Consider the following 19,976-nt stretch of genomic DNA (forward strand, 5'->3'; position numbering starts at 1 on the left):
TATTCTTATGGATTGAATTATTTTTAAGCTCCTGAAAAATTGATTTTAAAAGTGTAAGCCGTTGCAGTGCCATTAGCACCTGACAAAAAAAATTAAACAATAATATTACAAATAAACTTTTAATCAAACACAAACTTCTCTTATGCATACAATTGGTTATTTCAAGCAACAAGACAAGAAATTATTTACGGTAGCAAAACTTCTAACCAAGTCTGGCGATCTACACGTTCTTTTATAACAAAAAAGACTATCCTAGGATAGTCTTTTTTGTTATAAACTCTTCTGTAGTAACTTATGCTGCGAAGCCGTAAAAATATTCCGGAAGATTATATTGATTTCATGATCAATGGCGGCCCCCGAGATTCCGGTATGCGGATAGAGTCTTATTGTATTTGTCAAGATAGATTCCACAAAATCTCGACTTTGTATCCCTATCTGTTCATAAATTGCTGCATTATCATTGCCATCATGAAGATTTACCCAAGAAAGAACGGCCAAATTCATTATTGCTTCCCTCCGATTAACATAATCTTGCTGAAAGTCATCGAGTACCCTAAACGCTTCTTTACTTTCAGTCTTCTCCCATTTGGATTGATTGCTTTTTAACACAAATAGTTTTTCTATTAAATCCAAAAAGCGCTTATACATTCCCGTAAAGTTGGCCAGTAAAGTCAATTCCGCAAAAGGCATAAAGGGATATTGATACAACAGCTCGCTACGTGTACTTTTTGCCGCATCAATATCAAAAGACTGCCTACCATCAACGAGTATGTCTTCCAGCGAAAAGGAATGCGAAGCCGTAGCCTCCAATCCAAATGTATCCCAGTCGTAATGCACCAGTACATGGTCACGATCCACAAAAAATGATTTTATCAGTGGTTCACCTTTTTCGTCCAACACGGGTTTTCCTGCCTCCTGAATTGCAGCATTTAAGGTAAAATGGGTTAAATGAGGAGCTCCGGTTGCATATCTCCAAAAACCGCGGAGCCGATAATGTTCACCTTCACGTGTAGCTGTACCTGATACCTGTCCACTGCCGCCAAAACAAACCCGATCCGTTTTGAAAATCTGATCTCCTAAAACCGGATCAATAAAACCGACAAAGAGATTTGCTCCTGAGCATAACGTTACTGTCCAAGCTAATCCCCCATCCCAATAAGCCAGGTCAGCCAATAAATTGAGCCCTTCAGGTAGACTTAACCCCAATCCACCCAATGCAGGTGGAACCCAAATCTTAAACCATTTCCGACGAAAAATCAGTTCGAGCTGTCCATCCGACAATGTTTTCTGATGGATTCCCTTAGCCTGATTATCTTTCAGAATAGCAATATCTTCGCTATTGAGTTGCATATCTTTCTTCACTTATTATTCTCCTCCAATTAAAATATCCACTAAATGCCATAACAAATAAAAACAAGGTCAAGCCCGAATAAAGAAATAACCCTTTATGGATCAGTAAAGGAATTGCCATCAGATTACTGATATTCAACAATATCCAATTTTCTATCTTCCGTTTTGCCAATAACCACATCCCTGCCCAAGCTGTGCAGGAAACTGCAGAGTCCCAAAGCGGTACATCAGAATCCGTTAAATGGACCAATCCGAAATAAAACAACAGAAAACCGAGAGCGCAGATTCCCCCTACTATCCACCATTCTTTCGGCTCACAATGCGTTATGGGAGCAGCAACACCGCTACTATATTTCCAATAGATCCAGCCATAGATGCTCATGATCAAATAATAGAGATGTAGTAATATTTCTGCATATAGTTTCGCATGGAATAATACGTAAACAGAAATTAAGATACCAATAATCCCAAAAATGTAATTGATCGATTTATTTTGCCGGGAAAACCAAACCTGTAAAACACCAAAGGATACCCCTAGCCATTCCGCGATGGTGGCCTGTTGAATCTGTTTTATAAAAGCTTCGAAAATTGTTTCAGAAGTCATCGCCTTGTTTATTATTTCGTGTAGTTCATAATAAACCTATGGGAGAAAAACGGACGTTTTTATTGAAATTAAATCCCTACGCCAGCATTACCTGGATCAGGTATATAAAAGCGATTGTACAAGGAGGTACAATCGCTTTTATTGGGTATAATCTCAGCCGAGAATGACCATGGTCATTCCAAGCACCCCATAAGTATATTTTCTGTCGAATTGATTATTCTATATCAATCAATTTCAACGCTTTGTGCGTACGCGTACGCGTTTCTTTACATAGTTGCGCATCATCGTTCAATGATTTCCCGTGTGAAGGAATCATTTCACGTAGTTTTTTACGGTATTCATCTGATTTCGCACGTTCAGGGAAACATCTCTTCAACAGGCTGATCATGATAGCAACTGACGTCGAAGCTCCAGGAGAAGCTCCTAATAGCGCAGCAATAGAACCATCTGCACTAGAAACGACCTCTGTACCAAATTCTAAAATTCCACCTTTCTTCTCATCTTTCTTGATGACCTGAACACGTTGTCCTGCTTTCTCGATAACCCAATCCTCCAATTTAGCTGTAGGCATAAATTGTTTTAAAGACTCTAGTTTATCTTTTGGTGACTTCATGACTTCAGTAATAAGATACTTCGTCAAAGGTAAGTTGTCAAGTCCGGCTGATAACATCGGGCGGATATTGGACAATTTGATAGAAGCAGGTAAATCGAAGTAAGACCCTTGTTTTAAGAATTTAGTTGAGAAACCTGCATATGGTCCAAACAATAACGCTTGTTTGCCATCAATATAACGTGTATCTAAGTGCGGTACAGACATTGGAGGAGCTCCAACGGAAGCTTTTCCATACACTTTCGCATGATGTGTATTAATGATCTCTTCATTTACACAACGTAGCCATTGGCCCCCTACAGGAAATCCGCCATAGCCTTTTGCTTCGGGTATTCCAGATTTTTCCAACAACAACAACGAGTGGCCACCGGCCCCAATAAATACAAACTTTGCTTTTATTTCTCTCTTTGTTCCTGTCTTTAAATCTTTGACCTCCACTTCCCAACGGCCATCGTCTTCACGTTCGATGTCGATTACTTCATGGTTTAAGGAGATCGAAATATTTTCTTTATTTTCAAGATTAGCGATCAAATCACGTGTCAACGACCCAAAATTAACATCAGTGCCCAGATCCATTTTTGTCGCAGCGATTTTTTCATCGGCCTCGCGTCCTTCCATCATCAATGGAATCCACGATTTCAACAATGCCGTATCTTCGGTATACTCCATCCCTTTGAACAAGTTTTGGGTCGTCAATGTTTCCCATCTTGTCTTTAGGAATTTAGCATCTTTTTCACCAAAAACCGCACTCATGTGTGGAATACTACGGATAAAATTTTCAGGTTGGGCAATAATGCCTTTATCAACGAGGTAGGACCAAAATTGCTTAGACACTTCAAATTGCTCTGCAATTTTAACTGCTTTATCAATCTTTACAGAACCATCTTTCTGTTCGGGGGTATAATTTAACTCGCATAAGGCAGAGTGACCCGTGCCAGCATTATTCCAAGCGTCAGAACTTTCAGCAGCCACAACATCCAAACGCTCAAGAATTTCAATATTAACGTCTGGGCTTAATTCATTGATTAGAGTACCCAAAGTAGCACTCATAATACCGGCGCCGATCAGAACAACGTCAACTTCTTTATTTGATTTTTTGCTCATGTTTTTGTGATTGATGCAAATTTAATATAGTTTTTGGTAAACGTCCAAGTCTTTTGTCAAAAAACTGTACTTTTTAGAACCACTTATTCAAAAATACCATTGATTTATTAAAATAATCCTAAGTGAGCGATCGCTTACCGTAAAATTCTAAAATTGTTTCCTGAAAACACGCTTCCACTCCAACATAAACACAAGGTCAACACACAATGTTTTTCTATTTTAAACCGTTATTTATCGAAAGATTTTGTGTTATAATATAGTTTTAACATTTTTGCAGAACATCGAAAGGCAATAGTGTACACAATAGCTAAAAAACAAGATCATTTATTCGCTAATACGACGGCATCGAAAAAACACAAGCACTGGGGCATAACCAAGATAAACCAAATGGAAACGAGTTCATGTTTCGTATTGAATTCCAGTAACAGACGGGCTGTAAGAGAAAGACAGCGCGTGGAAAATGGACATAAATGCCTAAGTGTGAATAATTGAAGAACAAATAACTTATACAGATGAAAATACTTGAAGGAAAAATTGCTTTAGTAACAGGAGCATCAAAAGGAATCGGAAGGAAAATTGCAGAAGTGTTTGCACAACATGGTGCTAACGTCGCTTTTACATATCTTTCTTCTGTCGAAAAAGGACAGGCGCTAGAACAGGAGCTTCAGGCTTTCGGCACCAAAGTGATTGGTTATCGCTCTGACGCTTCAAAATTCGAAGAAGCAGAACAATTAATCAACGCGATCGTTGCCGATTTTGGAGGATTAGATATCGTTGTAAATAATGCTGGTATCACAAAAGACGGCTTGTTAATGCGTATGACCGAAGAGAATTGGGATGATGTATTAAATGTCAACTTAAAATCTGTCTTTAACGTTACAAAAGCTGCTTCGAAAATTATGATGAAAAACCGTAAAGGTTCATTTATCAATATGTCTTCAGTTGTTGGAGTTCAAGGAAATGCCGGTCAGGCAAATTATGCCGCATCAAAAGCTGGTATTATCGGGTTCACAAAATCTATCGCTAAAGAATTAGGCTCTCGTAATATCCGTGCAAACGTAGTTGCTCCAGGTTTTATACGTACCGAAATGACTGATGTACTGGATCCTAAAGTTGTGGCTGGATGGGAAGCCGGAATTCCATTGAAACGTGCTGGTGAACCAGAAGACGTTGCCAATGCATGTCTTTATTTAGCATCTGATTTATCAGCATACGTAACCGGACAGGTTCTTCCTGTTGATGGTGGTATGTTATAAAATAAACAGGCTTAGGTTGAGTTAAGAAAACTTGACCTAAGCCTGTTCTCTAGTTATATTTCACGGCCTATCCTGATCTATTTCTACGAAACACCTATGCACGCCACAATTAACGGTTTTCTTTTCCAAATTTTAGTTAATTTTGTCCATCAAATTTTTAAATGCTATGACGAACTGGAAGGATTTTTTTGACATTAAAACCGAGGATGATTTTAATCAGCATTGTTTAGATACCTACCAATTCCAAAGCCAGCATTGCAAAATTTATCGTGACTATATCAGGCTCCTTGGGCGAGAAAAAGACCTGATTCAGCACTATACCGATATTCCTTTCATGCCCATCGAATTTTTTAAGACCCAACAGGTTATTGCTGAAGGGATGGAGGCTGAAATCGTATTCTCGAGTTCGGGTACAACAGGTATGGTCACCTCAAAACATCTGGTCGCTGACCGGAGCATATATGAGCGAACTTTTCGGAAGATTTTCGAAAGTTTTTATGGTCCGCTCGGCAACATCGCCGTCCTTGCATTGCTCCCATCCTACCTAGAGCGAAGTGGTTCGTCGCTGATCTATATGATTGATGATCTCATGAAGCAAAGTGAGCAACCGGAAAGCAATTATTTCCTCTATAACCACCAAGAGCTTTTCGATACACTTATTAAACTCAAAAATAAAGGCACAAAGACCATCCTCTTTGGCGTAACGTATGCCCTACTCGACTTCATTGAACAATATGCCTTTGAATTTCCTGAACTGATCATTATGGAAACCGGCGGAATGAAAGGTAAGCGTAAGGAAATGGTGAAACAGGAAATCCATAAACTCCTCGAAGAAGCCTTTTCTGTGCGTGGTATTCATTCTGAATATGGCATGACAGAATTACTCTCACAAGGCTACTCTTCAGGTCAGGGAATATTCTATCTTCCCAAATGGATGAAAATCTTGATCCGAGATACCAATGATCCTTTAAGCCTGATTCCTTTGAATAAAACTGGCGGGATCAATGTAATCGACCTCGCCAATCGCTACTCCTGTTCATTTATAGCCACACAAGATTTAGGTAAAGTATATGAGGACGGCTCTTTTGAAATATTGGGACGTTTTGACCAAAGTGATATTCGTGGTTGTAATCTCTTGGTTCAGTAATGATCTGATATGACCAGCGCGGCATTTGCCAAACGGCTTGGTTCCCTCAAGGCAAATTGCCTATACCACAATAAAAAACACCTGGTCATGATGCACGGCCAGGTGTTTTTTATTCGAATTGCGATCCTTATTTCAGACTAGGGTCTTCAAAGGTGTTGCCCGATCGCATATCCCCCGAATCATATCCTTTTTTAAACCATTCCATACGCTGGGCGGATGTACCATGCGTAAATGATTCAGGAACAGCATAGCCCTGTGCTTCAGTCTGTAATTTATCATCACCAACAGCAGCTGCAGCTTTCATCCCGTCCATTATATCATTATAATCAATTTTTATATCGGTTAATTCATTGATGTAATGCGCCCATACACCAGCATAAAAATCCGCTTGAAGCTCGGTCATAACGGAGATCCTGTTATTTTCACGCTCGCTCAGTTTCCCACGGGCTTGATTGGTCTTCGGCAATAATCCCACCAATTGTTGGATATGATGTCCGACTTCATGCGCAATTACATACGCCATGGCGAACTCTCCTTTTGCACCGAATTTATCCGAAAGTTCTCTACTAAAGCTTAGATCCAGGTAAATCTTTTGATCACCCGGACAATAAAAAGGTCCGTAAGAAGCCTGCCCCATACCACAACCATCCGTTTGTGTTCCCCCATCGTAAAATACGAGTGTTGTAGGGGTATAATTTTTCTGCATCTGCTCTTTAAAAAGCTTTGCCCAAACATCCTCGGTACTCTGAAGTACAGTTAATGAAAATTCAGTTAGTCTTTTTTCCTCAGGATTTAACTCACGCGGCTGTCCTGACTGTTCAGTTTGCGCCCCCATATTTTGGGCTTGCTGTAAGAGTTGCATCGGATCTCCACCCATCAAAAATCCAATGACCAAAACAATAATTCCACCAATTCCTCCTAAAGCAATTTTTCCTCCCCCCGACATCCCACGACGGTCCTCAAAATTACCACTTTGCTTGCCTCCTTGCCATTTCATAGTATTCCTATATTACAGTTAATAATCTTTTCTAATGTTGGTTAAACACAAATTCGGTACCAATGTTCTACATGGAGTAAATTTATTTGAAGAAAAAATTTACTCCACTTTACCTCATAGCCCGCATCATATAAATAAATTTACCAGCAAACAAATGAAAGCCATAAGCAAAAACAATGCTTTATAAGAGTAAAAACAGGAATTATTTCCCTACGTCGTGATATTCGTCATTGTACATCAAAGCAAATTTGGCTAAGTTTGGGCTTTCAAAAAAACTGACATGAAATTAGAAGAACAATTACAAGCGAGAGCTGGCGGAAAATGTGAGCTGACAGGCGAAGATGCCACTTTAATTGCCTACACATTACCTCCGGAAATAACATCAAATTTGGACAATACTTTACTGATTTCAGAAACATTGGTCAATCAGCTCAACAAAACAGAACAATTAAATCCAGACGACTGGAAATTCCTTCCAAATGCAATGTGGGCCGAAAACCCATCGGTGCAAATTGTATGCTGGCGTATGTTAAACCGATTAAAAAATGAAGGCTGGGCGTCGGAAGCACTGGATATCCTCTATCTCGACGATGAAACACTATTGGAAGCTAAGAAAACTGGAGATCATGAAAATGATGGCTATGTTTCTTTTCATGAAGATAGCATCGGGCAACGACTGTTGGAGGGCGATACTGTTGTGCTGACAAAAACGCTTGACGTGAAAGGTTCCTCCTTAAAAGCGACTTTAGGCACCGTGGTTAAGAATATTCGACTAGTAGCAGACAATATCGAACAAATTGAAGGAAAGATTGAAGGTCAAACAATCGTTATATTGACCAAATATCTCCGTAAACAAAATTAAAATAGACTTTTCGACTAAATAATTAAGGCTTAAACTGGGGTTCATTCCTGTTTAAGCCTTAATTATTTAGAGAGATAGCAGTCACTATTGCGGATAATTCCGCACAAATTCAAAACGATAGTTTGAATGTTGTTTGAGACTATCGATCAAATCCGATAACAACCGCTGTCCTTTTTTCGTTTGATACATATTGTCATGTGTCAATAGCACAACATTGTTTTTCGTATAAGAGGTACCTTTACGGAGTAAATTCTTCATTTGGGTATACAACTGATTCACCGATAGGTCCGGTTTCCCTGTAACACCATTTATTTTCCACTCACAGTCCCAACCAATTACTTTGTAACCATTCTGGTGTAGTAACTCGGCAGTCGAAGCCCCACTTTTCAAATCAACCTTTTTACGGTCTCCGATATACCAGATATTTCGTCCCGGCAACCGAACTATTTTATGTGTTAATCCCAGCGATTGCTCAGCAAGTTCAAAATCTTCAAAAGCCGTCTGCGGATTCGAATAGAAAGTACTGTATTTATTGTGCGCATGCCAGTAACTGTGGTTGTAACAATCCACTAAAGGATTATTCTTGTAACGTTCTGTAAAACTGTGTAATTTTTTACTCATTTTATCATGATTGCCAATCAGAAAAGCATTAATTTTGATGCCTTTCGCTGTCGCAATGGAATCAAGGTGCTGGCTTCCATTCAGTGGACCATCGTCAAAAGTGAGATAAATATAACGTGGAGAAACAGTATCAGTCAACAATACGGTCGTATCTTTAGTCCCTTTGTAGTCCACATTTTCTTCCATTTTTGTAATGGTGTCTTTGCGCAGCGAATCCACTTTACTTATCGAATCTTGCACAGCAAGCAAACTATCCTTTTTTGGCGGCATAGAGTCAACAGCTCCCACATTTTGCACCTTATTTGTCCCACTTTGATTGCAGGAGTAAAATCCAAAAATAGATATACTTAACCCTACCCATACAACACCCGAATTAACCAGTTTTCTCATTACAAAAATTAACTTACACATTACAATTATTTCCCACAAACTCAAAATCACCTAAAATAAGCGGATCTCAGTCCCGTGTAGCGCAAAATTAATATATTTTTCATTAATCAAGCTGTTATGTTATTTAATTTATTGTGCATGTACACTAAAAGCTTCATGATTCCGAAAAACCCGGAGCTACGAATGCAAACAGCCTGTTATTTCTGGCCAAAAAAAAGGAACCTATATGTATATAGATTCCTTTTTTATCATGTTATTCAATTACTCGATTAATCTCTATGTCTTCCTCCGTGACCGTTACCACGCCCATGTCCGTTTCCATGCCCATGGCTATTGCCTCGTCCATGCCCATTTCGGCTATCGTATCGACGGCTTTCTCCCCATGAATGTTCGCGCCTTACACTACGTTCGCTGGCAAATGAATACCCACTACCACCGTGGTGGTTGTCACGGATGGATACTTGTCTTCCACGGTAACCGCCATAACGGCTTCTATACCGATCGTGGTGATGCCATGGTGTGCGATCGTTAATAACCACTTTATGAGCCCGATAAAAATCGTAATGTCTGTATCTCCTCGGTAAACTTGCTCTTCTTATCCAGCCGCCATTATCATAATAAACGTAACATCTCGCGGGTACATCGTAATACATATTGTATTCTGGAATATAATAATAGCGAGCATAATCATAACCTGCTGGGCCCCAGCTAGGCTGACTCCCAATATTGACACTGATACTGACTTGCGCTTGTGCAGCTCCCGCTGTAAAAAGGCCTGCAATAATCGCCGCCGCGTAAAACAATTTTTTCATAAGTAGCTCCTCCCTCTAGTTTGTAATTTCTTCTTTACAATACGACAACAAACAGTGTGCAAAAGATTAATGTTCAAATGTTAATTTTTGTTAACGAAGCAATAAGAATCTCATTTTAAACAGGTTAAATATGATTGTAGTTAGCAATAAAACCGCAAACTTTTTAGTAGGATCAGTTGTTCAGATCATACAGACTTTAATGAACTAATCACAATGAGTATATATAATGTAGGAATATTGGTTGGTAGCTTACGAAAGGAATCTTACAACAAAAAAATTGCGCAGTTTATTCTTGAGCAAGAGGAATCTAAATTTGGCTATCGCATAATCGATATCAGCGAGCTTCCCCTATATAATCAGGATTTTGACGATGTGGGAAATCCGCCTCCGAGCTATGTGCGATTTCGGAAAGAGGTCGCTTCTCTGGATGCTGTACTTTTTATTACTGCAGAGTATAATCGTTCCATTCCTGCAGTTTTAAAAAATGCGATTGACGTGGGTTCAAGACCCTATGGAAAAAATAAATGGGATGGCAAACCTGGCGCAATAATTTCTTCATCAACGGGAGTTTACGGTGGCTTTGGCGCCAACCACCATTTACGTCAATCACTGGTCTTCGTCAATGTCTTAACGATGCAGCAACCCGAAGCTTATTTGGGTAGTATAACAACATGTATTGGACCCAACGGGACTATTGAATCACAAAAAACCAAAGATTTTCTACGCAGCTTTAAAAATGCCTTTGAGCAATGGGCTGAGCGAATTATACATACAAAAGGGCAGGATTAAATCCCGCCCTTTTGTATGTATAATCAAATTATTCTAGTCCTGTTCATCACTGACGTCATAGTTCCAATGTTGTAATTTTTCCTGCAAGATCCGCGATATCTTATTGAAATAGCGCTTTTGCTTATAGCCCATTACCCATTGTACGCCCTGTACAGCATTGGTACAGAAAATCTCATCTGCCCGTTTCATGATTTCGGGGCTTATCTGTGCCTCAACCACCTCTATACCTTCATCCTGTGCCATGTCCATGACTACCCGGCGCATTACTCCTTCAATACATCCTTCAGATAACGCTGGTGTATAAAGTACCTTTTCATAGTAGACAAAGATATTTGAAATCAAGGATTCGCATAGATAACCTTCCTGATTTAGAATCAATACATCATCAAAAGCCATTTTCTTTTTATAGATGCCAGCCAACACATAAATCTGCGCATTTAAAGATTTAATCTTTGAAAGATCGCTATACGGTTTTTTGAATTCATTGTAAAGTCCTACAATCAAACCGACCTTCTTATCGCGAAGATTGGGTTCTATGCGCTGCACTTGCAAAACAAAACCAGGTTTATTACTTGTTGGACTATACAATCCGCCTCCAGATCTAAACACGATCAATCGGATACGAACCTGCTGCCCCAACATATTGTTTTTACGGATTAATTCTTCGGATCTCGAACGAATAAAAAATTCATCGAATAGATTCGCATCATCCAAATGAATCAACTCCATTCCTTTCTGTAAACGCTCGACATGAAAATTTAGAAAGCGGATATCACCATCCTTATACAGCATCGTTTCGAATAATCCATCCCCATAACGGAAACCTCTATTCTCAATGCTAAATATTTCCTGATCTTCCGGCACTACACTGCCATTGAAATTGATATAGTTTGTTGGCATCTTAATTTTGTTCTAAATTTTAATCATTTTCTATAGCCATTGAATTTGCCGCATATCCGCGCCACTTTTCTAAAGCTAAACGAAAATCTTCTGGAAATGGTACCTCAAAATACATATTTTCTTTTGTAGAAGGATGGATAAATCCCAATACTTGCGCATGAAGGGCTTGTCGTGGCAGTAATGAAAAACAGTTATCCACAAATTGCTTGTACTTTGAAAATACGGTACCTTTTAAAATCTTATCTCCACCATACATTGCATCATTAAATAACGGATGACCAATAGATTGCATATGCGTACGAATTTGGTGTGTACGCCCTGTTTCTAACTGACATTCAATTAAAGTAACATAGCCCAGTCGCTCCAAAACGCTGTAATGTGTCACTGACCAACGCCCTTTATCTTCGCTATCATACATGGCCATAATGCGTCTGTCTTTTAGATGACGTCCAATATAACCTGTAATTGTTCCGTCCTCTTTTAAATCACCCCAAACTAATGCAATATATTTACGGGTAATGCTGTGATCGAAAAACTGTTTTGCCAAAAAGGCCATTGATTTTTCATTTTTAGCAATAACCAATAGTCCGGAAGTGTCTTTATCGATTCGATGCACTAAACCTGGGCGATCGGAGTTTCCTGGAAGCTGTGGCAGCTGCTGGATATGATACGTTAATGCATTTACCAAGGTTCCCGTATAATTATTATATCCTGGATGCACGACCATACCCGCCTCTTTATTCACAATCAGCACGTCGTCATCCTCGTATTTGATATCCAATGGAATGTTTTCTGGATAAACTTCATTATCCCGTGGTGGATCAGGTAGCACCAATGTAATCACATCATCAGGTCTAACCTTATAGCTCGCCTTGATCTCCTTACCGTTAACCATGACAGAACCTGCTTCAATAGCATGCTGAATTTTGCTCCGCGTCGCATTTTCCACCCTGTTCATCAGGTATTTGTCAATGCGGAGTAATGCTTGTCCCTTATCCACCTCAATACGTAGATGCTCAAATAATTCTTGTTCTTCCTGATCTTGCGATCCAATTTGTTCTGTCATGCTACAAAAATAAACCAAATGAAACAATTTTCGTTAAATTTGTTTTCATTTAATGTTATGTTGCCCTTCAAAATCCATAGCCCCGAAACTGAATTGTGCCTCCCAGCCTGGGAGAAGAAGCATATTAAAGTAACACTTAAGCGCGATGACCTCATACATCCGTTTATTTCAGGCAATAAATGGCGAAAGTTAAAATATAATCTGGAAGAAGCCCTGCAGCTTCAGAAAAATCATCTTGTCACATTTGGTGGAGCATGGAGCAACCATCTTTTAGCTACCGCTTGCGCCGGAGCTACCTTTAAGTTTAAAACAACCGCTTTTGTTCGAGGTGAAGAAGGGGTTAACAACCCTGTTTTAGCAATGTGCCGCCTTTTTGGGATGCAGCTCATTTACGTCGACCGCGAATCTTACCGAGATAAAGAAAATTTATACAACACCTATTTTGGTCAGGATCCAACGACGTTCTATATACACGAGGGTGGTTACGGCATGCTAGGAGCAAAAGGTTGCTCCGAACTCGTTGATGAACTCCAACATGAATACCAGCATATTTTTACCGCCTGCGGCACAGGAACAACATTAGCTGGAATAGCCAATGCGATAGAAAAACGAGATCTATTTACCCGCGTACACGGCATACCTGTTTTAAAAAATGGAGGTTTTATTCAGGAGGAAGTCGATCAACTTTACCCCAACATCACCCCTCCTATTTTACATCTTGATTATCATTTTGGTGGTTATGCAAAATCAAATACCGACTTGCTCGCCTTTGTGCAGCATTTTATAGCTGCGACAGGAATCATGATCGAACCCACCTATACCGGCAAATTACTTTATGCCGTAGATGATCTGATCAAAAAGGACTACTTTACCCCCACAGATCAGGTACTCGTTATTCATACTGGCGGACTTACAGGCCTGCTTGGTATGTACGAACGTTTTAATTTTATTGATCTACATCAATAAATACGCTAGAACGCCGTACAGAGACATTTGATTGACATTTATTCAGCAATTATATCGTAAGTTTGACCAGATTTTAAAATAAAACATAGCGAAAACATGCGAAAATCATGATTTTCTAAAGGTAAAAACGAGGTCAGTATGGGGTAGTTTTGCCCCTATTCAACACCTCATAAATTAATGATATAAAGATGAAAATATTAGCATTTGCAGGAACAAGCAACAAAAACTCAATCAACAAAACGTTCGTCACAAGTACTTCCAAATACTACAAAGAAGCAGACGATATCATTGAATTGCTAGACTTAAACCATTTTGAAATGCCGATCTATTCTTACGACAAAGAAGTCGAGTTGGGGATTCCACAATTGGCGCATGACTTTGCAGCTAAAATGGATGCGGCAGATTTCCTTTTGATTTCTTTAGCCGAACACAATGGGTCATATACTACAGCTTACAAAAATATTGTTGACTGGGTTTCGCGTATTCCTAACCGCAAATTATTCAATGGCAAGCCTGTTTTCTTATTGGCTACTGCACCTGGTCCGATGGGAGGTGCCACGGTATTGAACACTGCTGTAAACCGAATCACTTGGGATGGCGCCGATATATTAGACTCCTTCTCCCTTCCTGAATTCCACAAAAACTTTGAAGAAGGTAAAGGTATTATCGATCCCACTTTAAGAAGTCAATTAGAAGCTAAAGTACGTAAAACAAAACGTGCACTTGCCGAAAAATTAGCCGTGCAAGGTTAACAAAAGATTAACAAATAATCGTTGCGAATACCTCTTTTAATATGTAAATTGAAAACCTATTAAAAGAGGTTTTTTGATATGGCAAAAAAAATATTACTACTTGTAGGAGACTTTGTAGAAGATTACGAAGCAATGGTTCCATTTCAAGCAATGGGTTCAATAGGATTAACGGTAGATGCAATTGCTCCGGACCGCAAAAGCGGAGATGTAGTTCCCACAGCAGTGCATGATTTCACTGGTGATCAGACTTATAAAGAACTGCGCGGGCACAATTTCGCAATCAATAAAGATTTCGACCAGGTCAATGTCGAAGATTATGACGGTTTATATATTGCTGGAGGACGATCGGCAGAATATATTCGACTCAACAAACGTGTTTTGGAGATTACGAGACACTTCTTTGAGCACAATAAACCTGTGGCAGCAATATGTCATGGCATCCAAGTGTTGACAGCTGCAAAAGTACTCGCAGGTCGCACTTTGACAGCTTATGTTGCTGTGGGTCCCGACATTGAACTAGCGGGTGGCACATGGAAAAATATCCCTGCGGATCAAGCGGTGGTAGACGGCAATTTGGTCACCTCTCCTGCTTGGCCAGGACACCAGGCAATTTTAAAAGAGTTTTACAAATTATTAGGTATAACAATTACAATTTAAGTATTTTTAATGAAGAAGAATAAAAGGCTATGGCTTTTGGTCATACCGATTTTAGTGCTGTTGGGTTTTATTTTAAAAGATAGCTTCAATCAGAAAAGTATTGAAGATCTACCGGGAGGTTTTAAGGAAGTCGCTTTCGTCAGAAATGAACAAAATAAAGGTGGTATCATACGCATTTATGCCGTTACTGTAGGCGACCTGTTGAATGCGGATTATTCTGCCTGTCTTGACTTAATGCCTGTTAATGATTACGGAAGTACAACAACCGTGTATTTCTTCGATCGAAGTGCTCCTTATCCGACAAGCTTGTCAATTGACACGCCACATTTTGACACAACGAAATACAAAGCGATTCAAATTTCCAAAAAGTACGGAAAGAAGCAATAGACGAAACCAAACATAATGACATATCCCCCAAAGTCCGAATAGACCTTTGGGGGATTTTTTTTACCATGCAGTGCAGCACCTTGTAGCGGTTATTTCCAGGAAAGAAGAGCAGTGTCAAAAATGCACCTTTAAAACTACGGTCTACACACATGAACTAAAAATAACTTAATAATTCTTTAACACAAAAAAGTTCGATTATCCCCTGTAGAGCTATAGTTTTGCTTTTTAAATTTACGTATATTTAGTTATGTCGAAAAAATTTATTCCTAGAGACGTTAGTTGGTTGAGCTTTAATGGCAGAGTATTACAGGAAGCTGCGGACGAGACGGTCCCTTTACCCCTAAGAATCAAATTTTTAGGTATATTTTCCAATAACCTCGATGAATTTTTCCGTGTACGTGTTGCAGGTCTAAAACGGGCTATAGACCTGAAAGACAAAAGTGCCAACCAATCCTTCTACGAAGACCCACAGCTCATATTGGAAGAGCTCAATATCCGGGTAATCAAGCAGCAAAAGAAATTTGACAGTACGTGGAATCGTATCCAAAAAGATATGGCCAAACAGAATGTCTATATTAAGACCAGTGAGGAACTGAATCCCGAACAACAAAAGTTTGTGAGCGACTATTATCAGGATGAGGTGGAATCGAACGTCATTCCTTTGATATTGGACGATATACGACCTATGCCCTATATTCGGGATAAGAGCCTTTACTTGGGTATTGCGATGGGAAAACAGGAATGGCAGTATGAAACCAAATTTGCACTCATCGAAATCCCGACCAGTCAAAATGGACGCTTCGTACAATTACCTTCGCCAAAAGATGAAAAGCATATTATACTTTTGGAGGATGTTATCAAGTTTAATCTTCCATTAATATTTTCCTATTTCGGTTTTGATGTATTCAATGCACATGTCTTTAAAGTAACAAAAGATGCCGAATTTGACATTGACAATGATATCAACACGACGCTGGTTGAGAAGATAAGCAAAGGGGTAAAAAACAGAAGAAAAGGTAAACCGACCCGGTTTATTTTTGATCAAGAGATGGACCATAAATTGGTCGAATTCCTGATCAAGAAACTTAACCTTTCAAAAAAAGACAGCATCATTCCAGGACAAAAAATACACAACTTCAAACACTTCATGGATTTTCCCAATGTGTTTAAATCCTACAATCAGCCCTTGGAACGAACGTCCTTTCCACATCCTTATTTCAAAAACTACGAACGTGTAACGGATACTATATTAAAAAAAGATGTGCTGCTCTCCTTTCCATATCATGAGTTTAGACCGATCATCGATTTACTTCGGGAAGCAGCAATGGATCCCGATGTAAAAACGATCCAGATTACAGCATATCGCTTAGCTTCCAATTCCAAAATTGCAAATGCCTTGATTAATGCAGCCCGCAATGGAAAGGAAGTCACCGTGATGCTTGAACTTCGTGCAAGATTTGATGAAGAAAACAATTTGGACTGGAAAGAGAAACTTGAACTCGAAGGCATTAAAGTACTTACCGGTATCCCAAATAAAAAGGTCCATGCAAAACTATGTGTGATAAAAAAACGTATTGGGATGAAAACGATGCAATATGGTTTTGTCAGCACAGGAAATATCAACGAGAAAACGGCGAAATTATACGGAGACTATTGCCTCTTAACGAGTAATAGGGACGTTATTGCCGATATAAATAAGGTTTTCAATTACCTGAGACGACCCAAATCAAATCCGGCTGACATTATCAAAAATTGCAAAAGCCTTTTGATATGCCCAACGGATATGCGTAGAGAACTTCTACACTACATCGACCAGGAAATTACCGAAGCAAAGGCTGGCCGAAAAGCATACATCATTGTCAAGGTAAATTCGCTCAGCGATAAAGAGATGATTAAAAAGCTCTATGACGCAGCAACAGCTGGTGTCAAAATAGATCTTATTATCCGAGGAATCTACTGTGCAACAAATCAAAAAACGTTTAAATTGCAAATGAACGCCATTTCAATCGTAGATGAATATTTGGAGCATGCACGTGTGATGTATTTTTATAATGCTGGTCGAGAGCAGCTATTTATTTCCTCAGCGGACTGGATGACAAGAAACTTGGATCATCGTATTGAAGCCGCAGTAAAAATAACAAGCAAAAAAATCAAGGAGGATTTAAAAGAAATGCTTCAAATCCAGCTCAAAGATAATGTCAAAGCGCGGATACTCAATAATTCCCTGAGCAATCATTACGTCGAGAATAAAGAGGCACCATGTCGTTCACAGATAGAAATATACAATTACCTGAAAAAAAAATTAGCTGATCATTAGCGGCCTGTTTATCAATAGGCGCCCAAATTGATCCATAAACCCAACTGGGTTTTATACCTATTGATACAGACGAGAATCTCCGTTTTTATTATATTAATTAAGACACAAGTTGTATCTTCATTCCATGAAATTCAACTTGTGTCTTACATTTGGCTTAAGCCTTTTCACACTTTGCCTCCGTGGGCAGGAAAAGATCATGCCTTCAGATTTTGTATACGTCAAGGACATTATCCCTACAATAAGCTTAGAAATGCGTTATTTTGGCAGTCACAACTTCACCGGAAGGCCGATTAAAGGTTATGAAAAACCAGTCGCTATTTTAACTAAACGCGCAGCGCTAGCACTACAGCAAGTCGAGAACCATTTAAATAAAAAAGGCCTTGGCTTGAAAATATTCGACGCCTACCGCCCGCAACGTGCTGTTGACAACTTTAAAACATGGTCCTTAAACACCAATGATACCATCGCAAAAAAGGAGTTCTACCCGCTTATCAATAAGAAGAATTTGTTTAATCTAGGCTTTATTGCCTCCAAATCGGGCCACAGCCGGGGCAGTACAGTAGATCTAACGCTCATTAGCTTAAAAGATCAGAAAGAGATTGACATGGGTGGACCTTTTGATTTTTTCGGCGCAGTCTCACATCATCAATACGCGAATCTGACAGCCCAACAGAAAGAGAACCGAAAGATCTTAAAAGAAGCGATGGCTAAATTTGGCTTTAAAGCTTATGATAAGGAATGGTGGCATTACACCTTGCAAGATGAACCCTATCGTAAAACCTATTTTGATTTTATCGTAAAATAAACATGTCTGTAAAGGAAACTCCCATCGAAAACAAGGGTTTTTATGTCTTTCATTTTAAAGGCAACAAATCAAAACCCGTCTTTAGTTCCGAGCAGCAGCACATTTTATCGAAAGGTGAGCTCTATTCGCTCTGTTTAATAAAAAAAGGTGAAACTTCCTTCATCATTAATAATGAACGGGTACAAGTTGCTCAAAATCACCTATTGTTGACCAATCCTTCTTCGCGAGTTAATGGCTCTTCGGTCGTCAAGTCTTGGGATTGTGAGGTTTATTTGATTTTCTTTACGCTGGATTTTAGCTTCAAACTGGATTTCCAGGAGGATTTCTTCGAGGTCACCAAAAAGTCTCTTGCCTTAAATGACAGCTACATCTGGTCGCTATCAAACCAAGATTCAACTAACTTATCCAACTTATTTAAACAGTTTATTCATTACGATCGACAAGGGGCTAGCTATCTTTTCAAAAATCAGATTATAAAGTCATTAACGGAAATATTATTTTGCGAAATAGCCCGTCTAGGAAGCCAAAATATGCGAAATACACCAGCTATTCCCTCTCGAAAAAGAGAGATACTTGCCAATTTCCATTTGCTCCTCAAAAAGTCGTTTCATAAAGAACACATGGTGCAATTTTATGCGATGGAACTTGGTATCACAGCGAAACACCTATCCGTAATTACGAAGGAACTAACCGGAAAATCAGCGATAGAACTTATTCAGAATGTCTTAGTGGAGGAAGCAAAATCGTTACTTTGCCAGGGGCGTTCCATCGGAGAAATTGCGGTGAAATTGCATTTCTCGGATCAATCCTTTTTTGGTAAATTCTTTAAGCGAAATGTTGGAATCTCGCCTAAAGAATTTCGTCAGAATCTTTATTTAAACAAAGTCGATTAAATCAAAGATACTTGTAAATTGCTGGTCTGCAGCTGAAGTATCTTGCAATTTATCCTCGCCCCAAGTCTGCCCTTTCAACCATAGGGTCTGGCAGCCAACGGCTTTGGCAGGTACCATATCTTTACTATAGGAATCACCTACAACCAATACCTCTTGCGCAGGAAGACCTATTTCAGTCACACCTAAAGCATAAATTGCAGGATCAGGTTTGCGTACACCAACGACAGCAGACTCCACAACAGACTGAAAATAAGGCAGGATACCAAAATCGTCAAGTACTGATTTTAAATTACCATAAAAATTGGACACCATGACAATTGGATATTTTGCATGAAGTGAATTTAACAGTGGTTTTACCTCCTCAACGGTATTCTTTGCCAGCGAATAACCGTCAAAGGCTATTTTATGAGCTAATGAGCGATCTAGGTCGTACCCTGCAGCAATAAGATAATCAAATTGTACATTGAGCTTTGCTTCAAGTACTTCTAAAAAATTAAACTGCGGCTTAATGATAGGCTGTAAAGCCATCTGACGTTCCGCGTAGGTATAGGCCTCCTGAAAAGCGTTCAAATTTACAGGAACCTGATATTTTTCATAACCCGACCAGATAACAGCTCCCCAGTGGCCTCCGTTAGTGTCTAAGGTTCCACCATAATCAAAAATAATCCCTTTAATATTAAACTTATTCATG

20 protein-coding genes are annotated in these 19,976 nt (G+C 39.3%); 11 read left to right on the top strand and 9 right to left on the bottom strand.

Annotated elements, in window-relative coordinates:
- Positions 1-270: 270 nt before the first annotated feature.
- The 3 genes from B4N43_RS06855 to B4N43_RS06865 all read right to left on the bottom strand — a co-directional run bounded on the left by B4N43_RS06855 (position 271) and on the right by B4N43_RS06865 (position 3,668).
- Entirely contained in the window at positions 271-1,350 is a 1,080-nt protein-coding gene (locus B4N43_RS06855; protein ID WP_286733716.1) for an acyl-CoA dehydrogenase, read from the bottom strand.
- Positions 1,337-1,954 carry a nicotinamide riboside transporter PnuC gene (pnuC, locus tag B4N43_RS06860; RefSeq protein ID WP_286733718.1) on the bottom strand — a complete coding sequence of 206 codons (618 nt, stop codon included), beginning with the start codon at positions 1,952-1,954 and terminating at the stop codon, positions 1,337-1,339. Before pnuC ends, B4N43_RS06855 begins: the two co-directional genes overlap by 14 nt.
- Positions 1,955-2,168: 214 nt before the next feature.
- A complete protein-coding gene (locus B4N43_RS06865) occupies positions 2,169-3,668 on the bottom strand; it encodes a malate:quinone oxidoreductase (RefSeq protein ID WP_075991943.1) in 1,500 nt (499 codons plus the stop codon).
- A gap of 512 nt (positions 3,669-4,180) precedes the next feature.
- Here B4N43_RS06865 and fabG point away from each other — a divergent pair.
- Together fabG and B4N43_RS06875 are read left to right on the top strand one after the other, a co-directional pair.
- Positions 4,181-4,924: a 3-oxoacyl-[acyl-carrier-protein] reductase gene (gene fabG, locus B4N43_RS06870; RefSeq protein WP_075991942.1), complete on the top strand. Its 744-nt coding sequence runs from the start codon at positions 4,181-4,183 to the stop codon at positions 4,922-4,924.
- A 166-nt stretch (positions 4,925-5,090) separates the two neighbouring features.
- Complete coding sequence (locus B4N43_RS06875; protein ID WP_286733722.1) at positions 5,091-6,071, top strand: acyl transferase; 981 nt, start codon at positions 5,091-5,093, stop codon at positions 6,069-6,071.
- A 127-nt stretch (positions 6,072-6,198) separates the two neighbouring features.
- Here B4N43_RS06875 and B4N43_RS06880 read toward each other — a convergent pair whose 3' ends face one another.
- A complete protein-coding gene (locus B4N43_RS06880; protein WP_201664920.1) occupies positions 6,199-7,068 on the bottom strand; it encodes a KPN_02809 family neutral zinc metallopeptidase in 870 nt (289 codons plus the stop codon).
- 280 nt (positions 7,069-7,348) lie between these two features.
- On the opposite strand from B4N43_RS06880, the gene B4N43_RS06885 reads away from it, so the two are divergent.
- The gene (locus B4N43_RS06885; protein WP_088161010.1) at positions 7,349-7,930 is read left to right on the top strand and encodes a PhnA domain-containing protein; all 582 of its coding nucleotides are present in this window, start codon (positions 7,349-7,351) and stop codon (positions 7,928-7,930) included.
- 84 nt (positions 7,931-8,014) lie between these two features.
- Here the strand turns inward: B4N43_RS06885 and B4N43_RS06890 are convergent, their stop codons facing one another.
- Positions 8,015-8,941: a polysaccharide deacetylase family protein gene (locus tag B4N43_RS06890; protein ID WP_088161009.1), complete on the bottom strand. Its 927-nt coding sequence runs from the start codon at positions 8,939-8,941 to the stop codon at positions 8,015-8,017.
- A gap of 269 nt (positions 8,942-9,210) precedes the next feature.
- Positions 9,211-9,753: a hypothetical protein gene (locus B4N43_RS06895; protein WP_088161008.1), complete on the bottom strand. Its 543-nt coding sequence runs from the start codon at positions 9,751-9,753 to the stop codon at positions 9,211-9,213.
- A gap of 213 nt (positions 9,754-9,966) precedes the next feature.
- Here B4N43_RS06895 and B4N43_RS06900 point away from each other — a divergent pair, with 213 nt between their 5' ends.
- A complete protein-coding gene (locus tag B4N43_RS06900) occupies positions 9,967-10,542 on the top strand; it encodes an NADPH-dependent FMN reductase (RefSeq protein WP_145328573.1) in 576 nt (191 codons plus the stop codon).
- Between the two features lie 33 nt (positions 10,543-10,575).
- Here B4N43_RS06900 and B4N43_RS06905 read toward each other — a convergent pair whose 3' ends face one another.
- Together B4N43_RS06905 and B4N43_RS06910 are read right to left on the bottom strand one after the other, a co-directional pair.
- The gene (locus tag B4N43_RS06905; RefSeq protein WP_088161006.1) at positions 10,576-11,442 is read right to left on the bottom strand and encodes an aminotransferase class IV; all 867 of its coding nucleotides are present in this window, start codon (positions 11,440-11,442) and stop codon (positions 10,576-10,578) included.
- 19 nt (positions 11,443-11,461) lie between these two features.
- Positions 11,462-12,508 (bottom strand): RluA family pseudouridine synthase, encoded by a 1,047-nt coding sequence (locus B4N43_RS06910; RefSeq protein WP_088161005.1) that lies wholly within the window; start codon positions 12,506-12,508, stop codon positions 11,462-11,464.
- Between the two features lie 18 nt (positions 12,509-12,526).
- Between B4N43_RS06910 and B4N43_RS06915 the strand changes: the two genes are divergently transcribed.
- The 7 genes from B4N43_RS06915 (at position 12,527) to B4N43_RS06945 (ending at position 19,285) form a co-directional block, all read left to right on the top strand.
- On the top strand, positions 12,527-13,474 hold the full coding sequence (locus B4N43_RS06915) for a 1-aminocyclopropane-1-carboxylate deaminase/D-cysteine desulfhydrase (RefSeq protein WP_286733731.1): 948 nt from the start codon (positions 12,527-12,529) through the stop codon (positions 13,472-13,474).
- Between the two features lie 188 nt (positions 13,475-13,662).
- On the top strand, positions 13,663-14,226 hold the full coding sequence (locus tag B4N43_RS06920) for an NADPH-dependent FMN reductase (RefSeq protein WP_153847414.1): 564 nt from the start codon (positions 13,663-13,665) through the stop codon (positions 14,224-14,226).
- A 78-nt stretch (positions 14,227-14,304) separates the two neighbouring features.
- Positions 14,305-14,883 (top strand): DJ-1/PfpI family protein, encoded by a 579-nt coding sequence (locus tag B4N43_RS06925; protein WP_075991932.1) that lies wholly within the window; start codon positions 14,305-14,307, stop codon positions 14,881-14,883.
- Between the two features lie 9 nt (positions 14,884-14,892).
- Entirely contained in the window at positions 14,893-15,270 is a 378-nt protein-coding gene (locus B4N43_RS06930; RefSeq protein ID WP_145328575.1) for a hypothetical protein, read from the top strand.
- Between the two features lie 247 nt (positions 15,271-15,517).
- A complete protein-coding gene (gene ppk1, locus B4N43_RS06935) occupies positions 15,518-17,587 on the top strand; it encodes a polyphosphate kinase 1 (RefSeq protein WP_286733737.1) in 2,070 nt (689 codons plus the stop codon).
- A 124-nt stretch (positions 17,588-17,711) separates the two neighbouring features.
- A complete protein-coding gene (locus B4N43_RS06940) occupies positions 17,712-18,392 on the top strand; it encodes a M15 family metallopeptidase (protein WP_201664938.1) in 681 nt (226 codons plus the stop codon).
- Positions 18,393-18,394: 2 nt separating this feature from the next.
- Positions 18,395-19,285, top strand: a complete 891-nt coding sequence (locus tag B4N43_RS06945; protein ID WP_088161000.1) for an AraC family transcriptional regulator — start codon at positions 18,395-18,397, stop codon at positions 19,283-19,285.
- On the opposite strand, the gene B4N43_RS06950 is transcribed toward B4N43_RS06945, so the two are convergent.
- Positions 19,268-19,975, bottom strand: a complete 708-nt coding sequence (locus B4N43_RS06950) for an HAD family hydrolase (protein ID WP_145328579.1) — start codon at positions 19,973-19,975, stop codon at positions 19,268-19,270. The two genes, B4N43_RS06945 and B4N43_RS06950, sit on opposite strands and share 18 nt — an antisense overlap.
- Between the last annotated feature and the right edge of the window lies 1 nt (position 19,976).

It is taken from the genome of Sphingobacterium sp. UBA1897, assembly GCF_002337775.1.
GTDB lineage: Bacteria > Bacteroidota > Bacteroidia > Sphingobacteriales > Sphingobacteriaceae > Sphingobacterium > Sphingobacterium siyangense.